The sequence below is a fragment of the Pantoea sp. WEP genome (assembly GCF_041678305.1).
Taxonomy (GTDB): domain Bacteria; phylum Pseudomonadota; class Gammaproteobacteria; order Enterobacterales; family Enterobacteriaceae; genus Pantoea; species Pantoea dispersa.
This window is the reverse complement of record NZ_JBGNXB010000001.1, coordinates 3,340,027-3,363,380: the sequence shown is the minus strand read 5'-3', so window position 1 is coordinate 3,363,380 and position 23,354 is coordinate 3,340,027. Positions and strand designations below refer to the sequence as shown.

General features: G+C 59.8%; 17 protein-coding genes and 1 riboswitch. Of the genes, 3 read left to right on the top strand and 14 right to left on the bottom strand.

The window, feature by feature from the left end; all coding sequences use genetic code 11:
• From rsmA to lptD, 4 genes are read right to left on the bottom strand one after another with little or no spacing between them, the layout of a single operon-like run.
• Positions 1-825 (bottom strand): 16S rRNA (adenine(1518)-N(6)/adenine(1519)-N(6))-dimethyltransferase RsmA, encoded by an 825-nt coding sequence (gene rsmA / locus ABVR31_RS15760; RefSeq protein ID WP_021507587.1) that lies wholly within the window; start codon positions 823-825, stop codon positions 1-3.
• Positions 818-1,810, bottom strand: a complete 993-nt coding sequence (gene pdxA, locus ABVR31_RS15755) for a 4-hydroxythreonine-4-phosphate dehydrogenase PdxA (RefSeq protein WP_031279708.1) — start codon at positions 1,808-1,810, stop codon at positions 818-820. Before pdxA ends, rsmA begins: the two co-directional genes overlap by 8 nt.
• On the bottom strand, positions 1,800-3,095 hold the full coding sequence (gene surA / locus ABVR31_RS15750) for a peptidylprolyl isomerase SurA (RefSeq protein ID WP_031279707.1): 1,296 nt from the start codon (positions 3,093-3,095) through the stop codon (positions 1,800-1,802). Before surA ends, pdxA begins: the two co-directional genes overlap by 11 nt.
• 54 nt (positions 3,096-3,149) lie before the next feature.
• Positions 3,150-5,546 carry an LPS assembly protein LptD gene (gene lptD / locus ABVR31_RS15745; protein ID WP_372773409.1) on the bottom strand — a complete coding sequence of 799 codons (2,397 nt, stop codon included), beginning with the start codon at positions 5,544-5,546 and terminating at the stop codon, positions 3,150-3,152.
• Positions 5,547-5,728: 182 nt separating this feature from the next.
• On the opposite strand from lptD, the gene djlA reads away from it, so the two are divergent.
• On the top strand, positions 5,729-6,541 hold the full coding sequence (gene djlA / locus ABVR31_RS15740; RefSeq protein ID WP_021312869.1) for a co-chaperone DjlA: 813 nt from the start codon (positions 5,729-5,731) through the stop codon (positions 6,539-6,541).
• A 14-nt stretch (positions 6,542-6,555) separates the two neighbouring features.
• On the opposite strand, the gene rluA is transcribed toward djlA, so the two are convergent.
• The 3 genes from rluA to polB form a co-directional block, all read right to left on the bottom strand.
• Positions 6,556-7,215, bottom strand: a complete 660-nt coding sequence (gene rluA / locus ABVR31_RS15735; RefSeq protein ID WP_372773407.1) for a bifunctional tRNA pseudouridine(32) synthase/23S rRNA pseudouridine(746) synthase RluA — start codon at positions 7,213-7,215, stop codon at positions 6,556-6,558.
• A gap of 21 nt (positions 7,216-7,236) precedes the next feature.
• Positions 7,237-10,143 (bottom strand): RNA polymerase-associated protein RapA, encoded by a 2,907-nt coding sequence (rapA, locus tag ABVR31_RS15730; RefSeq protein WP_372773405.1) that lies wholly within the window; start codon positions 10,141-10,143, stop codon positions 7,237-7,239.
• Positions 10,144-10,294: 151 nt separating this feature from the next.
• Positions 10,295-12,655 (bottom strand): DNA polymerase II, encoded by a 2,361-nt coding sequence (polB, locus tag ABVR31_RS15725; RefSeq protein WP_372773403.1) that lies wholly within the window; start codon positions 12,653-12,655, stop codon positions 10,295-10,297.
• Positions 12,656-12,823: 168 nt separating this feature from the next.
• On the opposite strand from polB, the gene ABVR31_RS15720 reads away from it, so the two are divergent.
• Complete coding sequence (locus ABVR31_RS15720; RefSeq protein ID WP_021507580.1) at positions 12,824-13,588, top strand: DedA family protein; 765 nt, start codon at positions 12,824-12,826, stop codon at positions 13,586-13,588.
• Here ABVR31_RS15720 and thiQ read toward each other — a convergent pair.
• From thiQ to sgrR, 4 genes are all read right to left on the bottom strand, one after another.
• Positions 13,585-14,286, bottom strand: a complete 702-nt coding sequence (gene thiQ / locus ABVR31_RS15715; RefSeq protein ID WP_021507579.1) for a thiamine ABC transporter ATP-binding protein ThiQ — start codon at positions 14,284-14,286, stop codon at positions 13,585-13,587. The two genes, ABVR31_RS15720 and thiQ, sit on opposite strands and share 4 nt — an antisense overlap.
• Complete coding sequence (thiP, locus tag ABVR31_RS15710; RefSeq protein ID WP_372773400.1) at positions 14,270-15,880, bottom strand: thiamine/thiamine pyrophosphate ABC transporter permease ThiP; 1,611 nt, start codon at positions 15,878-15,880, stop codon at positions 14,270-14,272. The genes thiQ and thiP overlap by 17 nt, the downstream gene beginning before the upstream one ends.
• The gene (gene thiB, locus ABVR31_RS15705) at positions 15,856-16,842 is read right to left on the bottom strand and encodes a thiamine ABC transporter substrate binding subunit (protein WP_372773398.1); all 987 of its coding nucleotides are present in this window, start codon (positions 16,840-16,842) and stop codon (positions 15,856-15,858) included. Before thiB ends, thiP begins: the two co-directional genes overlap by 25 nt.
• 46 nt (positions 16,843-16,888) lie before the next feature.
• A riboswitch (TPP riboswitch) is annotated at positions 16,889-16,982 on the bottom strand.
• Between the two features lie 70 nt (positions 16,983-17,052).
• Positions 17,053-18,714 (bottom strand): HTH-type transcriptional regulator SgrR, encoded by a 1,662-nt coding sequence (sgrR, locus tag ABVR31_RS15700; protein WP_058770626.1) that lies wholly within the window; start codon positions 18,712-18,714, stop codon positions 17,053-17,055.
• Between the two features lie 254 nt (positions 18,715-18,968).
• Here sgrR and ABVR31_RS15695 point away from each other — a divergent pair, with 254 nt between their 5' ends.
• On the top strand, positions 18,969-20,150 hold the full coding sequence (locus tag ABVR31_RS15695; RefSeq protein ID WP_021507575.1) for an MFS transporter: 1,182 nt from the start codon (positions 18,969-18,971) through the stop codon (positions 20,148-20,150).
• Positions 20,151-20,241: 91 nt separating this feature from the next.
• Here the strand turns inward: ABVR31_RS15695 and leuD are convergent, their stop codons facing one another.
• Genes leuD through leuB form a run of 3 tightly spaced genes read right to left on the bottom strand, consistent with a single transcriptional unit; the run spans position 20,242 to position 23,353 of the window.
• On the bottom strand, positions 20,242-20,847 hold the full coding sequence (gene leuD / locus ABVR31_RS15690) for a 3-isopropylmalate dehydratase small subunit (RefSeq protein ID WP_058759635.1): 606 nt from the start codon (positions 20,845-20,847) through the stop codon (positions 20,242-20,244).
• Between the two features lie 3 nt (positions 20,848-20,850).
• On the bottom strand, positions 20,851-22,257 hold the full coding sequence (leuC, locus tag ABVR31_RS15685) for a 3-isopropylmalate dehydratase large subunit (protein ID WP_275026361.1): 1,407 nt from the start codon (positions 22,255-22,257) through the stop codon (positions 20,851-20,853).
• Positions 22,258-22,261: 4 nt separating this feature from the next.
• A complete protein-coding gene (leuB, locus tag ABVR31_RS15680) occupies positions 22,262-23,353 on the bottom strand; it encodes a 3-isopropylmalate dehydrogenase (protein WP_058759633.1) in 1,092 nt (363 codons plus the stop codon).
• Position 23,354 lies beyond the last annotated feature (1 nt).

Sequence of the window (23,354 nt, the reverse complement as noted above, 5' to 3'; positions counted from 1 at the left end):
TCAGTTCTCCGCAGATTCAGCCTGATGATTGCCCAGCCAGTTTGCCAGCTGGCAATACTGCGCCACGGTGACATTTTCTGCCCGCAGCGAGGCGTCGATGTTGAGTTCATCCAGCGCACCGGCCGTGAACAGGTGTCCCAGGCTGTTACGCAGGGTTTTGCGTCGCTGACCAAACGCTTCGGTGGTGATACGGCTCAGTAAACGCACATCGCTGACCGGATACGGTGGCTGGGTAAAGGGCACCAGACGCACTACCGCCGAATCCACTTTCGGTGGCGGGGTGAACGATTGTGGTGGCACTTCCAGCACCGGAATCACCTGACAATAATATTGCGCCATCACGCTGAGACGCCCGTAAGCTTTGCTGCCCGGGCCGGCTACCAGACGGTTAACCACCTCTTTCTGCAGCATGAAGTGCATATCTTTAATCGAACCAGTATAGCTGAAAAGGTGGAACATCAGCGGCGTCGAGATGTTGTAAGGCAGGTTGCCAAACACGCGCAGCGGCTGACCCTGCTCCTTTGACAGCGCGGAGAAGTCGAAGGTCATCGCATCCTGCTGATAAATCGTCAGCTTAGGACCGAGGAACGGGTGCGTCTGCAAACGCGCGGCAAGGTCGCGGTCCAGCTCGACGACAGTCAGCGCATCAAGACGCTCGCCCACCGGCTCGGTTAACGCACCCAGCCCTGGGCCAATCTCCACCATGGCTTCACCCTTTTGCGGATGAATAGCGGAGACGATGCTGTCGATAATGTACTGATCGTTCAGGAAGTTCTGCCCGAAACGTTTACGGGCGTAGTGCCCCTGATGGACGCGATTATTCATTACTGCTCTTGATCATAGTGATGGCGAGGTTAAGCGCCGTAATAAAGCTGCCCGGCTCTGCGCTGCCCAGACCGGCGAGTTCCAGCGCGGTGCCGTGGTCAACAGAGGTACGGATAAATGGCAGGCCGAGGGTGATATTCACCGCGCGACCAAATCCCTGGAATTTTAGCACCGGCAGGCCCTGGTCGTGATACATCGCCAGCACTGCATCAGCGTGCTGCAGATATTTCGGCTGAAACAGCGTATCCGCCGGTAACGGACCGGTGAGCTGCAGGCCCTGCTGGCGCAGTTCGTCGAGCGCCGGGATGATGGTATCGATCTCTTCCCGGCCCATATGACCGCTTTCGCCAGCATGCGGGTTGAGCCCGCAGACAAAGATATGCGGCTGCGGAATGCCAAACTTTTGCTGCAAATCCTGATGCAGGATGGTGATGACTTCATGCAGGCTGTCACGGGTGATGGCGTTCGCGACATCTTTCAGCGGCAGATGCGTGGTGGCCAGCGCCACGCGCAACGCTTCGGTCGCCAGCATCATCACCACGCGATCGCCACCGGCGCGCTCAGCAAAGAACTCAGTGTGGCCGGTGAAGGGGATGCCGGCGTCATTGATCACGCCTTTGTGCACCGGACCGGTTACCAGCGCGGCAAACTCGCCGCTGAGGCAGCCGTCGCAGGCGCGGGCCAGCGTCTCCAGTACGTAATGACCGTTGGCGACCGTCAGTTCGCCGGCGGTCACCGGCTGCGCCGTCGCGATGGGCAGCAGCGTCAGCGTACCGGCCTGCTGCGGCTGCGGTGCCACGCCGGGCTGATAGTCACGCAGCGTCAGCGGCAAACCCAGTTGAGCCGCGCGCTGGCGCAGCACGTCGCCGTCTGCGCACACCACCAGCTCAACCGGCCAGTCACGCTGAGCCAGCGCAACGGCGAGATCGGGACCAATCCCGGCGGGTTCGCCGGGCGTGATCGCCACACGATAATTACTGACCATTGCCATCCAGAATCTTCACGTAAGCACTGGCGCGCTGTTCCTGCATCCAGGTTTGCGCTTCTTCGGCAAACTTACGGTTGAACAGCAGACGGTAAGCGCGCTCTTTCTGCGCGGCATCGGTTTTATCCACCTGACGGGTATCCAGCAGCTGAATCAGGTGCCAGCCGAAGGAGGAGTGCACCGGCGCGCTGACCTGGCCTTTCTGCAGCTTCAGCAGCGCATCACGGAACGCCGGATCGTAGATTTCCGGTGACGCCCAGCCGAGGTCGCCGCCCTGGTTCGCTGAACCCGGATCGTCGGAGAACTGTTTCGCGGCAGCGGCGAAGGTGGTTTTGCCACTCTTGATGTCTGCGGCGATCTGTTCAATCTTCTGACGTGCCTGATCGTCGGTTAGGATCGGTGACGGCTTCAGCAGAATGTGGCGGGCATGCACTTCGGTGACCGAAATGTTTTTGCTCTCGCCGCGCAGGTCGTTCACTTTCAGGATATGGAAGCCAACGCCGGAGCGGATTGGGCCGACGATGTCGCCTTTCTTCGCGCTGCTCAGCGCCTGCGAGAATAGCGTTGGCAGCTCTTCAATTTTGCCCCAGCCCATGTTGCCGCCTTTCAGCGCCTGCGGATCGGCAGAGTAGGTCACGGCCAGTTTACCGAAATCGGCACCACCTTTCAGTTCACCCACCAGCTGACGCGCCAGCGCTTCCTGGTCGTCAACCTGCTGCTGAGTTGGATTTTCCGGCAGCGGCAGCAGAATCTGGCTGATGTTAAGTTCGGTGCCCTGGGTATTCTGCGAGCCGATCTGCTTAGCCAGCGTATCCACTTCCTGCGGCAGAATGGTGACGCGACGGCGCACTTCATTGTTACGCACTTCAGAGATCAACATCTCTTTGCGGATCTGCGCGCGATAATCGTTGTAGTTCATCCCGTCATAGGCCAGACGGCTGCGCAGCTGATCAACGCTCATGCGGTTCTGCGCGGCGATGTTCTGGATCGCCTGATCCAGTTGCTGATCGCTCACCTGCAGACCGGCTTTTTCGCCCATCTGCAGAATGATGGCATCCATGACCTGGCGTTCAAGGATCTGATGACGCAGGGTTTTGTCATCCGGCAGTTGCTGACCAGCCTGCTGCGCCTGTGACTTCACCGTGCGCAGCATGTTGTCTACGTCACTTTCCAGCACCACGCCGTTGTTCACGACTGCGGCAACTTTATCGACCATCTGTGGGGCTGCGAACGCAGTGTTAGCGGTGATCGCCACACCAAGAATCAGCATTCTCCAGTTCTTCATACTTTATCCATTGTTGTTTCCGCACTGCGGGATAGCCTGTCAAATATCACAACATCAGAAAGCGCGCTGATAAGGGATGATGCCCTGACGCAGCATTTCATTGGTGCCTAAGCCATAGTTAGAACTCAGACCACGCAGCTCAATGTTGAATGAGATTTGGTTGTCATACTTGCTGTCGTTGTTTTCCCAACCGTTGATCTTGCGTTCGTAACCCAGACGAATGGCGTAGCAGCAGGAGCTGTACTGCAGACCGACTAGCTGCTCGGCCGGACGGCTGTTGCGGGTGTCATAGTAGTAACCCCCCACCAGCGACCAGGCATCGGCAATCGGCCAGCTGGCCGTGGCGCCCACCTGCGAAATACCGTTTTTGTAGATCTTCTGGTAGCTAGGGTTGTCAATCAAACCAGAATCACTCAGCGCCTGCGCCACATACTCCGGGCTGCTGTAGCGGTAGCTCAGCTGCACCATACGGTCGGCATCACGACGGTATTCCACAATGGCATTGCCCTGGGAAACGTTGTCCAGCCGCGTATCGTATTGCAGGCCGCCGCGCACGCCCCAGCGATCGCTGACTTTCCAGTAAGTATCACCCGCCCACACCAGGCTACCGGTATCATCTTCTTTATTCGTCTGGTTTACGCCGGTACGAGACGGGGTAAACGAGTAGATTTGACCCACGGAAACGTTAAAACGTTCAACCAGATCGTTATCATAAATACGCGTGGTCACGCCGGTCGCCACTTCGTTAGACGAAGCGATACGATCGAGGCCACTGTAGGTGCGATCGCGGAACAGGCCGGTGTAGTCGGTCTGCAGCAGCGTGGAGTCGTACGGATAGATGTTGCTCTGGTTGCGGTACGGGATATACAGGTACTGCACGCGCGGTTCCAGCGTCTGGGTGTAGCCTTCAGCCCAGTCCATATTGCGGTCAAATACCAGGCGACCATCAACTTTAAATTGAGGAAGAGTGCGATTTACCGAGTCTTTAAGCAGGCCACTATTGTTATTGATGGCGTTAGGATTAAAGCGGTTGTTATAGTTTTCGATATTGTCCTGCTGATAATGCGTTGCCAGAAGTTTGGCTTCGGTATCCAAGCTGGCCCAGCCGTTCGACAGCGGCAAGTTAAGTGTAGGTTCAACATGCAAACGCGTCGCTTCCGGCATCCGGTTGCTGACGTTGGTAAACTTTACCGCCTGCGCATAAATACGGCCGTCAAAGGGGCCCATATCATTTTGGTAGGCGTTGAGGTCAAGCTGCGGCTCGGCGCGATAGACGTTAGCAGAACTAGTGTTGCCAAAGACCTGAAAATCTTTAGTCGACAGGGTAGCGTCCCAATTAGTATCTGCATAACCAAGGCTAAATTTCTGCGTCGCATAGTTATTGGTCGAACTGTAATATTTGGAGTCGATATCATTGAAATAGTACGGATCGCTAACTTTGGTATAGTTGGCGTTGAAGCGCCAGTGCTGATCGTAGACGCCGGAGTGGCGCCAGTAGAATAGCCAGCGGTCGTCATTGCTGTCGTTCTGCACTGACTGACGCGCGGCTTTATCTTTGTTGTACTGATTGTCAGACGGCAGATAGTCCAGCTCTAACAGGCCGGCACCAAACTGCGTCAGGTAGCGGAACTCGTTCTGCAACTGCAGACCGCGCTTGCTCATGTAGTGCGGCGTAATGGTGGCATCGGCCTGAGGCGCGATGTTCCAGTAGTACGGCAGCATGAATTCAAAGCCGTTGTTGCTGCCGTATTTCGCGTTAGGGATCAGGAAGCCGGAGCGGCGGCGGTCGCCAATCGGCAGCTGCAGATACGGGCTGTAAAACACCGGCACGTTGCCGAGCTTGAAGCGCGCATTCCAGATCTCCGCCACTTCTTCTTCACGGTCCTGAATCACTTCCGAACCGACCACGCTCCAGCTGTTGGAACCCGGCAGACAGGAGGTAAAGCTACCGTTTTCCAGAATGGTATAGCGGTTATTACCGCGCAGTTTCATCTGGTCAGCATCACCGCGACCCTGACGGCCGACCATCTGATAATTACCGTTCCACACGTTGGTGTCTTTGGTGTTCAGATTGGACCAGGCTTTCGGACCTTTCAGGATGACCTGGTTGTCGTCATAGTGCACATTACCCAGCGCATCGACGGTACGCACCGGCGTCGTTTGTCCGTCCTGCTGACGCTGATGCAGCTGCATCTCGTCGGCAACCAGACGGCTGTTCCCCTGCTGCACATCAACATTACCGGTGAACACCGCGTCGTTCGGATAGTTCCCTTTTGCTGAGTCAGAGTTGATGGTTACCGGCAGCGAATTCGCGTCGCCACTGACCAGCGGACGGTTGTAGCTCGGCACGCCCAGCATACACTGCGACATCAGATCGTCGGCCAGTGCATGCTGACTATAAAGCGCTGCACCAATCATGGTAGCCAGCAGGGTAGGTATACGTTTTTTCATACGCGGTTTCGATAATTCCATGAAAACTGGCATCATGCCGACAATCCGGACAGAGACTAACGTACCGCCCGGCGTTGCGCCAGTGTTAATCCTGCTCTGCCTGCGTTGCCGTTAGGCGCGGAGATAAATGACAGGTATGATAATGCAATTTTCAGCCGCAAGCATGGCGAATTGAGGAGTTTATGCGCTACTGGGGAAAAGTTATTGGTCTGGCTCTCGGCTTACTTTCCGGAGCAGGCTTTTGGGGCATCGTACTGGGTCTGATCATTGGTCATCTGTTTGACAAAGTGCGCAGCGTGAAGGGACAGGGCTACTTCGCCAATAATCAGGCGCGTCAGACGCTGTTCTTCAGCACCACGTTCCAGGTGATGGGCCATCTGACCAAGTCAAAAGGGCGCGTCACCGAAGCGGATATCCAGATTGCCTCTCTATTTATGGATCGCATGCAACTGCATGGCGAGGCGCGCACCGCGGCACAGCGTGCGTTTCGTGAAGGTAAGCAGAGCGAATATCCGTTACGTAATAAACTGCGCGAGCTGCGCAGCGCCTGCTTTGGCCGTTTTGACCTGATTCGGATGTTTCTGGAAATTCAAATCCAGGCGGCGTTTGCTGATGGTTCGCTGCATCCCAACGAGCGTCAGGTGCTGTACGTTATCGCGGAAGAGCTGGGGATTTCCCGCGCGCAGTTCGATCAGTTCCTGCGCATGATGGAGGGCGGTCAGCAGTTTGGTGGCGGCTCGTCGTACGGCGGCGGCGCTTATCAGCAGGCGAAACGTGGCCCGACGCTGGAAGATGCCTGCAGCGTGCTGGGGGTGAAAAGCAGCGACGACAGCACCACCATCAAGCGCGCTTACCGCAAGCTGATGGCCGAGCACCATCCGGATAAGCTGGTGGCGAAAGGTCTGCCGCCGGAGATGATGGAGATGGCGAAGCAGAAAGCGCAGGAGATTCAGGCCGCGTACGACCTGATTCGCAAAGAGAAGGGCTTTAAATAAGGGGCGGCGGCCCCTTAAAAATCGGCCGGCTGGCGAAACGTCATGCTGTTGCCAAACGCCGGATGGGTAATGGTTAGCGATTCGGCGTGCAGCTGCAGGCGTGGCGCCATGGCTAACGCCTCGGGATGGGCATAGAAGCGATCGCCGAGAATCGGATGCCCCAGCGCCAGCAGATGCACGCGCAGCTGGTGGGAACGGCCGGTGATCGGCTTCAGCTGCACCCGCGCGCTGTTATCGGCGTCATACGCCAGCACCTGATACTCCGTCTGCGCCGGCTTACCCAGCTCCACACTCACCATCTGCTTCGGCCGGTTAGGCCAGTCGCAAATCAGCGGCAGATCGATCATGCCCTTTTCCGCCGCCGGATGTCCCCAGACGCGCGCCACGTACTGCTTCGCGGGCTCGCGCTCGCGAAACTGCCGCTTCAGCTCGCGCTCAGCCGCCTTGGTCAGCGCCACCACAATCACACCGCTGGTGGCCATATCGAGCCGGTGCACCGACTCCGCCTGCGGAAAATCACGCTGGATGCGCGTCATCACGCTGTCCTTGTGCTCCTCAAGGCGGCCAGGCACCGACAGCAAACCGCTCGGCTTGTTAACCACCACGATGTGCTCGTCCTGATACAGAATATGCAGCCAGGGGTCGAGCGGCGGATTGTAGGGTTCCATCAGCATGATTCAGCGCGGCCTCAGCGATTATTGGTGTGTCACAACGATCAGACGCAGCGCATCCAGCCGCCAGCCGGCCTCGCCGAGGCTGGCCAGCACCTGCTCGCGGTTGCTCTCCAGCGCATCAACCTCATCATCACGGATGTTGGGGTTGACCGCCTTCAGCGCTTCGAGGCGCGACAGCTCGGCGCTCAGCTTCTCCTCGGCTTCGGCTTTGGCCGCCGCAATCAGCGCCTGCGCTTCCGGCACGATGACTTTTTCCGCCTGCGTCAGGATGTGATGCACATCCTGCTGCACCGCATTCACCAGCTTGCTGCCGGTATGGCGATTGACTGCGTTGAGCTGACGGTTAAAGCTTTCGAACTCCACCTTGCCGGCGAGGTTATTTCCGGCGCGATCCATCAGCAGGCGGACCGGCGTGGGCGGCAGGAAGCGGGTAAGCTGCAGGTGCTTCGGCGCCTGCGCTTCGACCACATAGATCATCTCTACCAGCAGCGTGCCCACCGGCAGCGCCTTGTTCTTCAGCAGCGACAGCGCACAGCTGCCGGTATCGCCGGAGAGAATCAGGTCGAGACCGTTGCGAATCAGCGGATGTTCCCAGGTAATGAACTGGGTATCTTCGCGTGACAGCGCCTGGTTACGGTTAAAGGTTACGGTGCAGCCATCTTCCGGCAGGCCGGGGAAATCCGGCACCAGCATGTGGTCCGACGGCGTCAGGACGATCAGGTTATCGCTGCGATCTTCCTGGTTGATCCCGACGATATCAAACAGGTTGAGCGCAAAGTTCACCAGCTCGGTGTCGTTATCCTGTTCGCCGATGGCATCAGCCAGCGCCTGCGCGGCTTCGCCGCCGTTCGAGTTCAGCTCCAGCAGACGGTCGCGCCCCTGCTCCAGCTGCGCCTTCAGCGTGTCATGCTGTTTGCGGCTCTGGGCGATAAAGTCGTCCAGCCCCTGCGGGTTGTCCGGCGCGGCCAGATACTCAATCAGCTGCGGGTAAGCGCTGTCGTAGATGGTGCGGCCGGTCGGGCAGGTGTGCTCAAACGCGTCCAGCCCTTCGTGGTACCAGCGCAGCAGCACTGCCTGGGCGGTTTTCTCCAGCCACGGCACCAGAATCTGGATGTCATGCAATTGGCCGATACGATCAAGACGGCCGATACGCTGCTCGAGCAGATCCGGGTTAAACGGTAAATCGAACATCACCAGCCGGCTGGCGAACTGGAAGTTACGCCCTTCCGAGCCGATCTCCGAACACAGCAGCACCTGGGCGCCATCTTCCTGCGAAGCGAAGAAGGCGGCCGCGCGGTCGCGTTCGATGATTGATAGCCCCTCATGGAACACCGCGGCGCGGATGCCTTCGCGCTCGCGCAGCACCTGCTCCAGCTGCAGCGCAGTGGCGGCTTTGGCGCAAATCACCAGCACTTTCTCTTTACGGTTGCTGGTGAGGTAGCCCATCAGCCACTCAACGCGCGGGTCGAAGTTCCACCAGGTGCCACTGTCGCCTTCAAATTCCTGATAAATCTGCTCGGGATACAGCATGTCGCGCGCGCGCTCTTCCGCCGTTTTGCGCGCCGCCATAATGCCGGAGACTTTAATCGCCGTCTGATACTGCGCCGGCAGCGGCAGGCGAATCTGATGCAGTTCGCGTTTCGGGAAGCCTTTCACACCGTTACGCGTGTTACGGAACAGCACGCGGCTGGTGCCGTGGCGATCCATCAGCATCGAAATCAGCTCTTTGCGCGCGTCGTCTTTGCCGTCGCGATCGCTGTTCGCCACCTGCAGCAGCGGTTCAATATCCTGCTCGCCGACCAGGTCGTTGATCAGGTTCATCTCCTCTTTGCTGATGGCGTGATCGGCCAGCAGCGTACTGACGGCGTCTGCCACCGGGCGGTAGTGCTGCTGCTCGGCCACGAACTGCGCGAAATCGTGGAAACGATTCGGGTCCAGCAGACGCAGACGGGCAAAGTGGCTCTCCATGCCGAGCTGTTCCGGCGTCGCGGTCAGCAGCAGCACGCCGGCGGTCTTTTCCGCCAGCTGTTCGATAACCTGATATTCGCGGCTCGGCGCGGCTTCGCTCCACGCCAGATGGTGCGCTTCGTCGACCACCAGCAGATCCCAGTCAGCTTCGGCCAGCAGCTCCAGCCGCTGCTTATTGCGGCGGACAAAATCCAGCGAGCAGATAATCAGCTGCTCGGTATCAAACGGGTTGTCGCTGTCGTGCTGCGCTTCGGTGTAGCGGTCGTCGTCAAACAGGGCAAAGCGCAGGTTGAAGCGGCGCAGCATTTCCACCAGCCACTGGTGCTGCAGGGTTTCCGGCACCACGATCAGCACGCGCTCGGCGCGTCCGGCCAGCAGCTGCTGCTGGATAATCATCCCGGCTTCAATGGTTTTACCGAGGCCGACTTCATCGGCCAGCAGCACGCGCGGCGCGTGACGGCGACCGACGTCGTGCGCGATGTGCAGCTGATGCGGAATCAGGTTGGTGCGCATGCCGCGCAGGCCGCTAATCGGCAGGCGATACTGTTCGCTCTGGTATTTGCGTGCGCGGAAGCGCAGGGCGAAGCGATCCATGCGGTCCAGCTGGCCGGCAAACAGGCGATCCTGTGGTTTGCTGAACACCAGTTTGCTGTCGAGCATCACTTCGCGCAGCACCACGTTGCTTTCGTCGGTATCAAGACGCGTGCCGATGTAAGTCACTAAATCGTTTTCGTTGCGGACTTCATCAACCTGCATCTGCCAGCCTTCGTGGCTGGTGACGGTATCACCCGGATTAAAAATCACGCGGGTGACCGGAGAATCATTACGGGCATAGAGGCGGTTTTCGCCGGTGGCGGGAAACATCAGTGTGACCATGCGCGTATCCAGCGCCACGACTGTCCCCAGTCCCAGCTCACTTTCCGTATCACTAATCCAGCGTTGACCCAGTGTAAAAACCATATATTTTTTGCTCGATTCTCTAAAAGATAGAAAGACGTTCGCCTGCTCTCAGACAATACCCCACCGCCAGACAGTTATCTGGTCAGCTGGTGCACGCGGTGAGAATCAGGAAGGGCGCTATGGTACTGGATGGCAGGGCATTCGTCACCTGTCAAAAAAGCCCCAGTTGTCCGGTGATCAGTGTAGCAAAGTCATCACCGACAAACGGTAAAATCCCCTCGGCGATCGGCTGCAGCTGCTTGCTGACGTAGTGATCGTAATCCAGCGGCGTGCTGCGCGCTTCCAGCGGCTCCGGCCCGGCAGTGGCCATGACGTAGCGGATCGATCCGCCGTTCTGATACTGCAGCGGACGCTGCAGTTTACGGTTATGTTCATCGGCGAGGCGCGCGGCACGCACGTGGGGTGGCACGTTGCGTTCGTAATCTTTCAATGGCCGGCGCAGGCGCTTTTTATACACCAGCAGATCGTCCAGCTCGCCGGCCAGCAGCTGTGCCACGGTGTCGCGAATGAAGTCCTGCCAGGGTTCACCGCGGAATATGCGGCCATACAACGTCTGCTGGAACTGCTGCGCCAGCGGCGTCCAGTCGGTGCGCACCGATTCCAGCCCCTTAAACACCAGCCGTTCGTCGCCGTCGCGGCGAATCAGTCCGGCATAGCGCTTTTTACTGCCCTGTTCGGCCCCGCGTATGGTTGGCATCAGGAAGCGGCTGAAGTGGGTTTCGTACTCCAGCTCCAGCGCGCTGTCGAGACCGTAAGTCTGCTGCAGATGCTGTTGCCACCAGCGATTCACGTGCCCGGCCAGCCGCTGGCCGATCGCGGCGGCATCGGCTTCGCTGTGGGCGCTTTTCAGCCAGACAAAAGTAGAATCGGTGTCACCGTAAATCACGTCAAAACCTTCGGCTTCAATCAGCTCACGCGTTTGCTGCATGATGGCGTGGCCGCGCAGGGTAATCGACGAAGCGAGGCGCGGATCGAAAAAGCGACAGGCGCTGGTGCCAAGTACGCCATAAAAAGCGTTCATGATGATCTTCAGCGCCTGCGACAGCGGCTGGTTGCCATCGCGTTTGGCGGCCTCGCGCCCCTGCCAGATCTGCCCGACAATCGCCGGTAAACAGTGGGTGCGGCGCGAAAAGCGCGCGTGGCGAAAACCGGGAACCGAATCGGCGTCATCCGGATGCGCCAGGCCTTCGACCAGCCCGACCGGATCAATCAGAAAGGTGCGGATGATCGACGGATAGAGGCTTTTATAATCCAGCACCAGCACCGAATCATACAGTCCGGGGCGCGAATCCATCACGTAGCCGCCAGGGCTGGCTTCCGGTGCCACTTCGCCGAGATTAGGCGCGACAAAGCCGGCGCGGTGCATTCGCGGAATATACAGGTGGCTGAACGCCGCCACCGATCCGCCGTGGCGATCCACCGCCAGGCCATTGACGGTGGCGCGCTCCAGTAAAAACGGCATGATGGCGGTGTGCTGGAAAATACGCGTAACCAGCTCGCAATCCTTCAGGTTGTAGGTGGCCAGCGCCGGTTTGTCGTGGGCAAAGCGCCAGTTGATCTCTTCCATGCGCTGCCACGGATTGTTGATGGCTTTGCCTTCGCCCAGCAGCTCGCGCGACACCGCTTCAAGGCTGAATGAGGCGAAGTCCCAGAACGCCGATTTCAGCGCCTCGATACCGTCAATCACCAGCCGGCCGCTGGCCTGAGCGAAGAACACGCCGGGCTTAAAGCCGTGCTCGCGCCACTCCAGCGGCTGCTGCTGACGGCCAAGACGCAGCGGAATACCGTAGCGGTCGGCATGTTTTTGCAGCACGCGCAGGTCGAACTGCACCACGTTCCAGCCGATGATGACATCGGGATCGTGACGGGCGAACCAGGCGTTAAGCTGCTCCAGCAGCTGTGGCCGGCTGTCGAGGTAAATCAGCTCAAAATCCAGCTGGCTGGCATCACCGTTCGGCGGGCCGAGCATATAGACCTGGCGCTGGCCGCAGCCCTCCAGCCCGATGCAGTAGAGCTCGCCGTGCTCGGTGGTTTCGATGTCGAGCGACACCCATTTCAGCTGCGGACGGTAATCGGGATGCGGCTTGAGGCGCGCGTTGACGAGGCTGTCGCCGCGCGGCTCGCCGCTGAACCACACCGGCGCCGTGATAAAGCGCTCCATCAGGTAGCGTTCCGGCGGGCGGATATCTGCTTCATACACCGCAATGCCGTTTTCACGCAGGCGTTTTTCAATGCTTTGCAGCTGTCGGTGGCTGCGGCAATAGAGTCCCAGCACCGGTCGGCGACGAAAATCTTTCAGATCCAGCGGTTGCAGGCGCGTATGGCGCTCGTCGCGAATCAGCGCTTCGGTTTGCGCCTGGAACTCCCGGGGAATAAACGCCACTGACTCCTGCGCAGGCAGCACCAGGCGCTGCGGGCCCTGGTCGGTGGCCAGCCACAGCACCACTTCGCTGCCGGTCGGGGTATCCCGCCAGTGGCGAGTCAGCAAAAATCCTGCGCGCGGTTCGGTCACGTTAACTCCGGAGAATGAATTCATTTCAGTATATCATGGATGTTTATACAGTGTACTGCGGTGGTGCCGTCGTCTGCGCGGCGCGGGCGTGCGGGAGCGCGGGGAATTGCTTGACGCTGTGGGGCTGTCTCAGGACAATCCAGCCTCTATATTCCGCAGAGGATAGTTATGGAAGCCTGGATCCAACACCTGTTTACGCAATCGCTGGAGTACGCGCTGATTGCCGTGGCGCTGGTGACCTTTCTTGAGTCGCTGGCGTTTGTCGGCCTGCTGCTGCCGGGAACGGTCCTGATGGCCAGCCTCGGCGCGCTGGTGGGCAGCGGACAAATCGGGCTCTATCCGGCGTGGGCCGCCGGGCTGGCCGGCTGTCTGATTGGCGACTGGGTGTCGTACGGCATTGGCTGGAAATTCCAGGGACCGCTGCACCGCTGGAAATACCTGCAAAAATACAAAGGGCTGCTGGATAAAACCGAGCACGCGCTGCATCAGCACAGCATGTTTACCATCCTCGTGGGGCGCTTTGTCGGACCGACGCGTCCGCTGATTCCGCTGGCGGCCGGCATGCTGGAGCTGCCGGTGCGTAAATTCCTGCCGCCGAACATTATCGGCTGCATCCTGTGGCCGCCGGCCTACCTGATGCCGGGCATTCTGGCGGGCGTGGCGATCGACGTGCCGCAGGCGGCGCAGGGCGACAGCTTCAAATGGCTGCTGCTGGCGGTGGCGCTGCTGCTGTGGATCGGCGGCTGGCTGCTGTGGCGCTGGTGGCGCAGCGGCAAAAGCGTCGACTGGGCCACGCCTTATCTGCCACTGGCGCGGCTGCGCTGGCTGGCTCCGCTGATGGCGCTCATCGGCGTGGGTGCCTTTATTGCGCTGTTGTTCCACCCGATGATGCCAATTTTCCTGCAGCTGCTGTGGAAGGTGTTCTTCGCTTAACGCGGTGATACGCCAAGGATGGCGGCCGCCGGGCTTTCACCGCGCAGCAGGCTGGCGGTGCTGCCATCCCAGTACACCCGACCGTCAACAATCACCAGGCTGCGTGACGCAATCTGCTGCGCATCCTCCAGACTGTGCGACACCATCAGCAGCGTGATAGTGCGCGCCTCGCACACCGCGCGCACCAGCTGCAGCATCTCGCTGCGCAGCGCCGGATCGAGTGCCGAAAACGGTTCATCCAGCAGCAGTACCGGCTGATTACGCAGCAGGCAGCGCGCCAGCGCCACGCGCTGGCGCTGGCCGCCGGAGAGCTGGCCGGGCAGACGCGTCAGCATCGATTCCAGCCCGGTTTGCTCCGCAATCTGCTGTACCTGCTGCTGCTGTTCGCGCGTCAGCTTCAGGCCGGGATGCAGGCCCAGACCCAGATTTTGCTGCACCGTCAGGTGTGGAAACAGATTGTTCTCCTGAAACAGCATCGATACCGGTCGCGCGGAAGGCACGCTGCGGGTGTGGTCGACGCCATCGATCAGCAGGCTGCCCTGACTCACCGGCAGAAAGCCGCCGAGCAGGCTCAGCAGGGTACTTTTGCCCGCGCCACTCGGGCCGAGAATGGCGAGACGTTCACCGGCCTGTGCGCTAAAGCTGAAGCGCATCGGCAGATGCTGGTAGAGATAAGTAAGGTTATTCAGTGTCAGCATGGCGACCCGGTAATTTTTCCATCAGCGTAAACAGCAGCAGGCATAACAGCAGCAGTAGCAGCGCGGTTACCGCGCCATCGGCACCGCGATAGGCGCCAATCTGCTGGAACAGATAAAACGGCAGGGTGCGGAAATCGGCGCTGCCGAACAGCGCCACCACGCCGAAATCCCCAATCGATAGCACGCAGGCAAAGGCCAGCGCCTGTGCCAGCGGACGTTTCAGCGCCCGCAGTTCAATCAGCCGCAGGCGAGTAAACCCACTGATGCCCAGCGATGCGCACAGCTGAGCGTAGCGCGCGCTAAGATCGCGCATCGGATTTTCCAGCACTTTCATGGCGTAGGGGATAGCGATCAGCGCGTTGGTGAAGATCACCAGCGCATCGGCACGCTGCGGCAGGCCAACGGTGGCGTTGAACAGCAGGAAGAACCCACTCGCCAGCACGATGCCCGGCATCGCCAGAATCAGCATCCCGCTGAGTTCCATGGCCTGCGCGGCGAAGCGCTGCTGACGCTGGCGCAGTTCGCGACTGCTCCACAGCAGCATCATGGTCAGCAGCACGCACAGCACACCGGCACCGAGTGCGATACGCAGCGACGTCCACGTGGCCTGCCACAGCGCGGGCTGTTGCAGCGCGCCGGCAATGCCGCCGCGTAAGCCGTCGACCAGCACCGCCGCCAGCGGTGGCAGCAGTAACAGCAGTGCCAGCGTAATCAGCAGCGTATCCGCGACGCGTGCGTGCCAGGAATCCTGCGGATCGCGCCAGCCGCGCACCGTCTGGCTACCGGCCGGAATCGCTTTACTGAAGCGCTGGCTGAGCAGCACCAGCAGCAGACAGCAGCCGAGCTGCAACAGTGCCAGCAGCGCGGCGCGGCCGGGATCGTAATCAAAGCTAAGCGCCTGATAAATGGCCAGCTCCAGCGTGGTGGCCTGCGGACCGCCGCCCAGTGCCAGCACGGTGGCAAAACTGGCGAAGCACAGCATAAAGATCAGCGCTGCCGTTGGCAGCAGCGGACGGCGCAGCCACGGCCACTCCAGCAGGCGAAACAGCGACCAGCCGCGCAGACCGAGCTGCGCCGCCAGCTGGCGCTGCTCGCCGGGAATGCTCTCCAGCGCCTGCAGCAGCATGCGCGTCGCCAGCGGCAGATTAAAGAACACGTGCGCCAGCAAAATACCCTGCAGGCCGTAAGGCGAGAAGTGATAGTCGATACCGACGGCGGCACACAGCTGCGCCAGCCAGCCGCTGCGCCCATAGACGCTCAGCAGACCGAATACGGCGACCAGCACCGGCAGCACCAGCGTCATGGCGCACAGGCGCAACAGCAGGGTGCGGCCGGTAAAACGGCGGCGATAGAGCGCGCGGGCCAGCAGAATGGCTGGCAGCACCGAGAGCAGCGCTGACAGCAGCGCCTGTTCAAAGGAGAACGCCAGCACATGGTGCAGATAGCTATCGCTGAGCAGCGCGCGCCAGTCGGTGGCCGGCGCGGCGAGCAGCAGGGCACCGAGCGCCAGCAGCGCGACCGCACACAATAGCAGTGCGCTAAGCGCTCCGGGCAGCAGCCAGCCGGGCATCAGCGGCTGACGGCGCGCTGCCACGCGCTAATCCACGCCACGCGATGGTCAGCCACCTCTGTCGGGGTGTATTGCAGCGCATTCGCGGGCACCGGTAACGCCTGATAACCGGCGGGTAAATCGCTTTTGATCACCGGATACATCCAGTTGCCGGTGGGAATGGTGCTCTGAAACGCTGGCGACACCATAAACTGCATGAACTGCTGCGCCAGCTGCGGCTGTTTGCTGCTGGCGAGCTGCGCCCCCACTTCTACCTGCAGGTAGTGGCCTTCGCTGAACGGCGCGGCGGCGTAGTTATCCTTTTTCTCTTCAATAATGTGGTAAGCCGGCGAGGTGGTGTAGCTCAGCACCAGATCGCTTTCGCCTTTGAGGAACAGACCATAAGCTTCGCTCCAGCCTTTGGTCACGGTCACGGTTTTGCTGGCCAGCTTCTGCCAGGCCGCCGGCGCGTCATCGCCGTACACTTTCTGCATCCACAGTAGCAGGCCGAGCCCCGGCGTGCTGGTGCGCGGATCTTCATAAATCACCCGCCATTTTTCCGGGCTTTCGACCAGCTCCTTCAGGCTGTGCGGCGGATTCTTCAGCTTGTTTTTGTCGTAAACGAACGCGAAGTAGCCGTAATCAAACGGGATAAAAGTGTCATTGTGCCAGCCGTCCGGCAGCTGCAGTGCACGGGTATCCACCGTGCTTTTGCTGAACAGGCCGGTTTTTTCCGCCGCCTGAATCAGGTTATTGTCCAGCCCCAGCACCACGTCGGCCTTGCTGTTCTTTCCTTCCATACGCAGGCGATTAAGCAGCGATACGCCATCCTCCAGCGCCACATAGTTCAGCTCACAGCCGCACCGGGCCTCAAAGGCTTTTTTCACTGCCGGACCGGGGCCCCAGTCGGCGGCGAACGAGTCGTAGGTATACACGGTGAGGACGGGTTTGGCCGCCAGAGCCGGCGCAGCGATCAGCAGCAACAGGGGCAGAACTTTATTTAACACTTTGCGTTCCTTAAGGAGAAGGTAAGGTTGCGTCGCAAAGGATCTGAGGGCGGAGCATCTCAAATCCCTACGCCGGTACGAGCCGGATCAGGTTCGACGGGTCTCTCTCAGCCAGTTAACCGGCACCCCGTTGAGAACGACATATTCTAGACATTTACAGGACAACGCGAAAGGTTCACCTGCCGGTCGTGTTGTCTGATGCTGCCCTTTTTACAGCTCCGGCGGGGCGAACCAGGCGGACTTGAAGTCAAACCAGCCGAGCGTGTTCAGCCGCACGCCACGCATGCTGCGCTGGCCCTCCAGCAGCAGCCAGTGATGAAACAGCGGATGCAGATAGTCGCTGTTTACCAGCTGTTTACTCCACTCCGCCAGCGGCAGCGCTTTCTCACGCCAGCGCGCGGCGTCGGCCTGCCAGTCCAGCGGGATACAGTGATGCATCAGCGGTAGCTCGTAGAGCTGAGCGAACAGGGCGTAGTCGAGCGGCAGGGTAAAATTGACGCTGCCCAGCCAGATGTCACTCTCGCCCGCGCCGTCGAACCAGCTTTCGTAGCTCACTTCACGGGTAATCAGCTCAACGCCCTGCTGCGCCAGCAGTGGCCGCAGCGCATTGGCGATGCCCTCGTGTTCGACGTGGTGGCTGTACCAGCTGAGCGTCAGCTGGGTCACGCCGTCGGGCTTGTGGGCTGGGGTGATATCGCGCCGATGGTGCCAGCGCGGCAGCAGGCCATAAGCCGGGAACCAGTAGCGCTGATAGCCGACGCCGGCATGATTAAGCAGCGCGATAGGATTAAGCAGATCGCTCACCCAGCGGCGGAAACCGGCATCGCGCCCGCGTTCAGAGCGCTGATCGAACAGCAGAAAATAGCAGCCCTCTTCGAGGCGACTCTCTTCCGATTTTTCGTCGTCGTTTTCGCCTTCCAGTTTTACACCGGCGTAGACCAGCTCATCGCTGATCTCCGGCAGCACCCAGATCGAGACATCATCAATCAGCGCGCGGTAGCCGAAGTAGTCATCAAACGCGGCGATTTTCAGCTGGGTTTGCTGGTTGCGCACCACGCTGTACGGACCGGTGCCAATGGGCTGACGGGCGAAGTGGCGCAGCGTCGGCCACTCACGCGGCAGAATCATGGCGCTGACGCTGGCCAGCAGCCACGGCAGCCAGCAGTCCGGCTGGCTGAGATGGATATCCAGCGTCCACGGCGCCGGCGAGTGCAGCTGGTCGATGTGCGAAAACAGCGGCTGGCTGCGCACCCGTTCCAGTGAAGCGATGACATCCTCCATCTCCAGCTCGCGACCATGATGAAAGCGGATTGCCGGCCGCAGGAAGAAGCGCCAGTGCAGTGGAGAGGTTTGCTGCCAGTGATGGGCGATGTCGGCGGCGATTTCCCCCTTTTCCTCATTTATACGCGTCAGGCCGCTGAATATCTGTCGCGCCAGATGGGTTTCTGAACGGCGCAGCGGCGAGCCGGGCAGCAGGTTAGGCAGGGGCCGGTAGTAGAGTACGCGCAGAATATGCTTGCCCTGGCGAAAGCTGCGGCCAAGGTGCGCGGCAATCATCTGTCGCACCTGGTTTTTATCGCCCACCAGCTGCACCAGCTGGTCGATGCGATCCTGCTCCAGCAGGTCTTCGGCGCGCTGCTGCTGTAGCGCCAGTCCGGTGTAGCAGAAGCTCAGCAGCGAGCGTTTACCGCGACCGGCTTCAGCCTGCCAGATCAGCCAGCCCGCCGCCTGCATGGCGTTCAGCAGGTTACGCATGTGGCGGCGTGAGCAGTGCAGCAGTTCGGCCAGCTCGCTCAGCGTGGTTTCCTGATCCTGGCCCTGACAGTGTTGCCACAGGCGAATGAATTGCTGTTGCAGACGCGCAGAGGACATAAAAGGGGAACTCCTTCTCGACTTCGCTCAGTTTTTCCTGCCCCATATTAGAGGCATACTGGCGGGCAATGGAAGAGCGGGAGGCATTCAGCAATGAATGGCGCTCTGCCAGCGGTTCCGCCGACGTGGAACCTTTTCTGAGTAGGGTGCAATTTCACCGCCAGCGGAGTTTTTCTCTGCTGGCTTTTTTCGTTTTGCTGTGGAATCTTCTACGCTGTTTTTTTCCCGGTCTTTTTCCTCAAAGGGATTTCTGCATGAAATCGCTGTTACCGCGGCCGCGCCGCCTGAATCCGGTTTACCTCTCCTTTATGGCGGTGTCGTTTATGGTCGGCGTGGCGGGGGCGTTACAGGCACCGACGCTCAGCCTGTTTTTGACGCGCGAGGTGCAGGTGCGGCCGTTCTGGGTCGGCCTGTTCTTTACCATCAACGCCGTCGCCGGGATCGTGATCAGCCTGCTGATGGCGAAGCGTTCGGATAACCGTGGCGATCGCCGTCATCTGATCCTGTTTTGCTGCCTGATGGCGGTGGCTAACGCGCTACTGTTTGCCTTTAACCGTCACTATCTGACGCTCATCACCCTCGGCGTGCTGCTGTCGGCGCTGGCCAGCGTGGCGATTCCGCAGATCTTCGCGCTGGCGCGTGAATATGCCGATCAGTCAGCGCGGGAAGTGGTGATGTTCAGTTCGGTGATGCGCGCGCAGCTGTCGCTGGCGTGGGTGATTGGGCCGCCGCTGTCGTTCGCGCTGGCGCTCAACTACGGCTTCGTCACGCTGTTCTGTGTGGCGGCGGTGATTTTTCTGCTGAGTATGCTGCTGATCTGGCGCACGCTGCCCTCGGTGCCGCGCATCGCCGCCACGCCGGAGCAGGTGCTGATGCAGCTCAGCCCGTGGAAAGACAGCCAGGTGCGGCTGCTGTTTATCGCCTCGGTGGTGATGTGGGCGTGTAATACCATGTATATCATCGATATGCCGCTGTATATCAGCGCAACCCTTGGCCTGCCGGAGAAGCTGGCAGGGCTGCTGATGGGCACCGCTGCCGGGCTGGAGATCCCGATCATGCTGCTGGCCGGCCATTACGCGAAGCGCTACGGCAAGCGCAAGCTGATGCTGCTGGCGCTGGTGGCAGCGATTGTATTTTATCTCGGGCTGGTGCTATTCCGTTCTCAAACCGCGCTGATGGTGCTGCAGCTGTTTAACGCCGCGTTTATCGGCATCATCGCCGGCATAGGTATGCTGTGGTTTCAGGATTTGATGCCGGGCCGTGCCGGTGCGGCGACCACCATGTTCACCACCTCGATTTCAACCGGGTTGATTATCGCCGGCCTGATCCAGGGGATACTGAGTGAGCGCTTTGGTCATGAGTCGGTGTACTGGCTGGCATTAGTGATGGCGGTGGTGGCGCTAGTGCTGGCGGCGCGGGTACGGGATGCGCGGTGAGGGCGGTGTGGAGATTGAAGGTCGCCATCAATGGCGACCAAATTACTGACGCGTTTGCTGTAGGGTGCGCCTTGCTGCGCACCGGGTAACCTTAACGCAGAAACGCTGGCTGGCTGGATTCGTAGCTGGCGATGGACGCTTCATGCTGCAGCGTCAGGCCAATGCTGTCGAGGCCGTTGATCATGCAGTGACGGCGGAAGCTGTCGATTTCAAAGCTATAAACCTTGTCGCCGGCGGTGACGGTCTGCGCTTCGAGATCGACGGTGAAGCGGATACCCGGCTGCGCGGCCACCAGTTTGAACATTTCATCGACCTGCTCTTCGCTCAGCTTCACCGGCAGCAGCTGGTTGTTAAAGCTGTTACCGTAGAAGATGTCGGCGAAACTCGGCGCAATCACCACGTGAAAACCGAAGTCGGTCAGCGCCCACGGCGCGTGTTCACGCGAGGAGCCGCAACCAAAGTTCTCGCGCGCCAGCAGGATGCTGGTGCCTTTAAACTCCGGCTTATTCAGCACGAAGCTGGCGGTCGGCTGGGTGCCGGCGTCATCATCAAAACGCCAGTCGTGGAACAGGTGCGCGCCAAAGCCAGTGCGCGTCACTTTCTGCAAAAACTGCTTCGGGATGATGGCATCGGTGTCGACGTTTGCGGCATCCAGCGGGGCCACAATCCCGGTGTGTTGGGTAAATTTGTTCGCCATGGCTTAAGCTCCCTGAGTCAATTCACGAATGTCGGCAAAACGACCGGTTACCGCCGCCGCAGCAGCCATCGCCGGGCTCACCAGATGGGTGCGACCGCCGCGCCCCTGGCGACCTTCAAAGTTACGGTTACTGGTTGAGGCACAGCGCTCGCCCGGATTCAGACGGTCGTTGTTCATCGCCAGGCACATCGAACAGCCCGGCAGACGCCACTCAAAACCGGCTTCGAGGAAGATTTTGTCCAGGCCTTCGGCTTCAGCCTGCGCTTTCACCGGACCAGAACCTGGCACCACCATCGCAACCACGCCCGGCGCCACTTTGCGGCCTTTGGCGATCGCGGCAGCCGCGCGCAGATCTTCGATACGTGAGTTGGTGCAGGAACCGATAAACACTTTATCGATCGCTACCTCAGTCAGTTTGATGCCCGGCTGCAGATCCATATAGGCCAGCGCTTTCTCGGCAGAAGCGCGTTCAACCGGATCGGTAAACGAGGCCGGATTCGGGATGGCCTGATCCACGGCCATCACCTGGCCCGGATTGGTGCCCCAGGTGACCTGCGGCGCGATATCGGCAGCATTCAGGGTCACGACGGCGTCAAACTGCGCGTCGCTGTCAGACTTCAGGGTGCGCCAGTAAGCCACTGCCTGCTCCCACTGCTCGCCCTTCGGCGCAAACTGCTTGTCTTTCAGATAGGCAAACGTGGTGTCATCCGGTGCCACCAGGCCCGCTTTGGCGCCCATCTCAATCGCCATGTTGCACAGCGTCATGCGGCCTTCCATGCTCAGCGCTTCAATCGCCGGGCCACAGAATTCAACCACGTGACCGGTGCCGCCGGCGCTGCCGGTTTTACCGATGATCGCCAGTACGATGTCTTTGGCGGTGATGCCCGGCGCAGCTTCGCCCAGCACTTCAATCTTCATGGTTTTCGCCCGGCCCTGTTTCAGGGTCTGGGTGGCGAACACGTGCTCCACTTCGGAGGTGCCGATACCGAACGCCAGGGAACCGAAGGCGCCGTGCGTTGCGGTGTGCGAGTCGCCGCAAACGATGGTCATGCCTGGCAGCGTCATGCCCTGCTCGGGACCGATCACGTGCACAATGCCCTGGAACGGGTGGTTCAGGTCATACAGCTGAATGCCGAACTCAGCACAGTTCTTCATCAGCTCCTGCATCTGGATACGCGCCATTTCACCCGAGGCGTTGATGTCTTTGGTCTGGGTGGAAACGTTGTGGTCCATGGTGGCAAAGGTCTTCGACGGCTGGCGCACTTTGCGGCCATGCGCACGCAGACCGTCAAACGCCTGCGGCGAGGTGACTTCGTGAATCAGGTGACGATCGATATACAGTAACGGCGTTTCGTCTGGCGCTTCGTGAACGACATGTGCATCAAATAACTTCTGGTATAAGCTTTTCATTTTGTTATTTTTCCTCGCTGATGTAACCGGCAATGATGCTGCCCATTTCATCGGTGCTCACGGCAGGGCCGTCACCGGCCAAATCACGGGTGCGATGGCCCGCTTCCAGCGCACGGCTTACCGCGCGCTCAATGCTATCCGCAGCGGCGTCAGCGTTCAGGCTGAAACGCAGCAGCATCGCCAGCGACAGAATCTGCGCAATCGGGTTGGCGATGTTCTGGCCGGCGATATCCGGTGCGGAACCGCCCGCCGGTTCGAACAGGCCGAATCCCTCTTCATTCAGGCTGGCCGAAGGCAGCATGCCCATCGAGCCGGTAATCATCGCGCACTCGTCCGACAGAATGTCACCAAACAGATTCGAGCAGAGTAAAACGTCAAACTGCGACGGATCCTTAATCAGCTGCATGGTGGCGTTGTCGATGTACATATGGCTCAGCTGCACATCCGGATAATCTTTTGCCACTTCGTTGACGATTTCACGCCACATCACCGAGGTCGCCAGCACGTTAGCTTTATCAACAGAAGTCACTTTATTACGGCGCTTGCGCGCAGCTTCAAAGGCGTTGCGGGCAATACGCTCGATTTCAAAACGGTGATAGACCTCGGTATCAAAAGCGCGTTCATGCGCGCCGCTGCCTTCGCGGCCTTTCGGCTGGCCGAAATAGATGCCACCGGTCAGCTCACGCACGCACAGGATATCAAAGCCGCGGGCAGCGATGTCGCTGCGCAGCGGGCAAAATGCTTCCAGACCTTTGTACAGCGCCGCCGGGCGCAGGTTGCTGAACAGTTTGAAGTGTTTACGCAGCGGCAGCAGCGCACCGCGCTCAGGCTGGCCGGCCGGCGGCAGATGTTCCCATTTTGGACCGCCGACCGAGCCGAACAGAATGGCATCAGCCTGCTCAGCACCGGCCACTGTGGCGGCGGGTAAAGGTTCACCGTGACGATCGATGGCGATACCGCCGACATCATATTCGCTGGTGGTGATGCGCATATCGAAGCGCGCGCGAATCGCGTCGAGAACTTTCATGGCCTGCGCCATCACTTCCGGACCGATTCCGTCGCCTGGCATTACCGCAATATGATAAGACTGAGTCATA

Bases quoted from the DNA above. Each gene is read 5' to 3' on its own strand.
- rsmA (WP_021507587.1), bottom strand. From the start codon at position 825: ATGAATAATCGCGTCCATCAGGGGCACTACGCCCGTAAACGTTTCGGG.
- pdxA (WP_031279708.1), bottom strand. From the start codon at position 1,810: ATGGTCAGTAATTATCGTGTGGCGATCACGCCCGGCGAACCCGCCGGG.
- surA (WP_031279707.1), bottom strand. From the start codon at position 3,095: ATGAAGAACTGGAGAATGCTGATTCTTGGTGTGGCGATCACCGCTAAC.
- lptD (WP_372773409.1), bottom strand. From the start codon at position 5,546: ATGAAAAAACGTATACCTACCCTGCTGGCTACCATGATTGGTGCAGCG.
- djlA (WP_021312869.1), top strand. From the start codon at position 5,729: ATGCGCTACTGGGGAAAAGTTATTGGTCTGGCTCTCGGCTTACTTTCC.
- rluA (WP_372773407.1), bottom strand. From the start codon at position 7,215: ATGCTGATGGAACCCTACAATCCGCCGCTCGACCCCTGGCTGCATATT.
- rapA (WP_372773405.1), bottom strand. From the start codon at position 10,143: ATGGTTTTTACACTGGGTCAACGCTGGATTAGTGATACGGAAAGTGAG.
- ABVR31_RS15720 (WP_021507580.1), top strand. From the start codon at position 12,824: ATGGAAGCCTGGATCCAACACCTGTTTACGCAATCGCTGGAGTACGCG.
- thiQ (WP_021507579.1), bottom strand. From the start codon at position 14,286: ATGCTGACACTGAATAACCTTACTTATCTCTACCAGCATCTGCCGATG.
- sgrR (WP_058770626.1), bottom strand. From the start codon at position 18,714: ATGTCCTCTGCGCGTCTGCAACAGCAATTCATTCGCCTGTGGCAACAC.
- ABVR31_RS15695 (WP_021507575.1), top strand. From the start codon at position 18,969: ATGAAATCGCTGTTACCGCGGCCGCGCCGCCTGAATCCGGTTTACCTC.
- leuD (WP_058759635.1), bottom strand. From the start codon at position 20,847: ATGGCGAACAAATTTACCCAACACACCGGGATTGTGGCCCCGCTGGAT.
- leuC (WP_275026361.1), bottom strand. From the start codon at position 22,257: ATGAAAAGCTTATACCAGAAGTTATTTGATGCACATGTCGTTCACGAA.
- leuB (WP_058759633.1), bottom strand. From the start codon at position 23,353: ATGACTCAGTCTTATCATATTGCGGTAATGCCAGGCGACGGAATCGGT.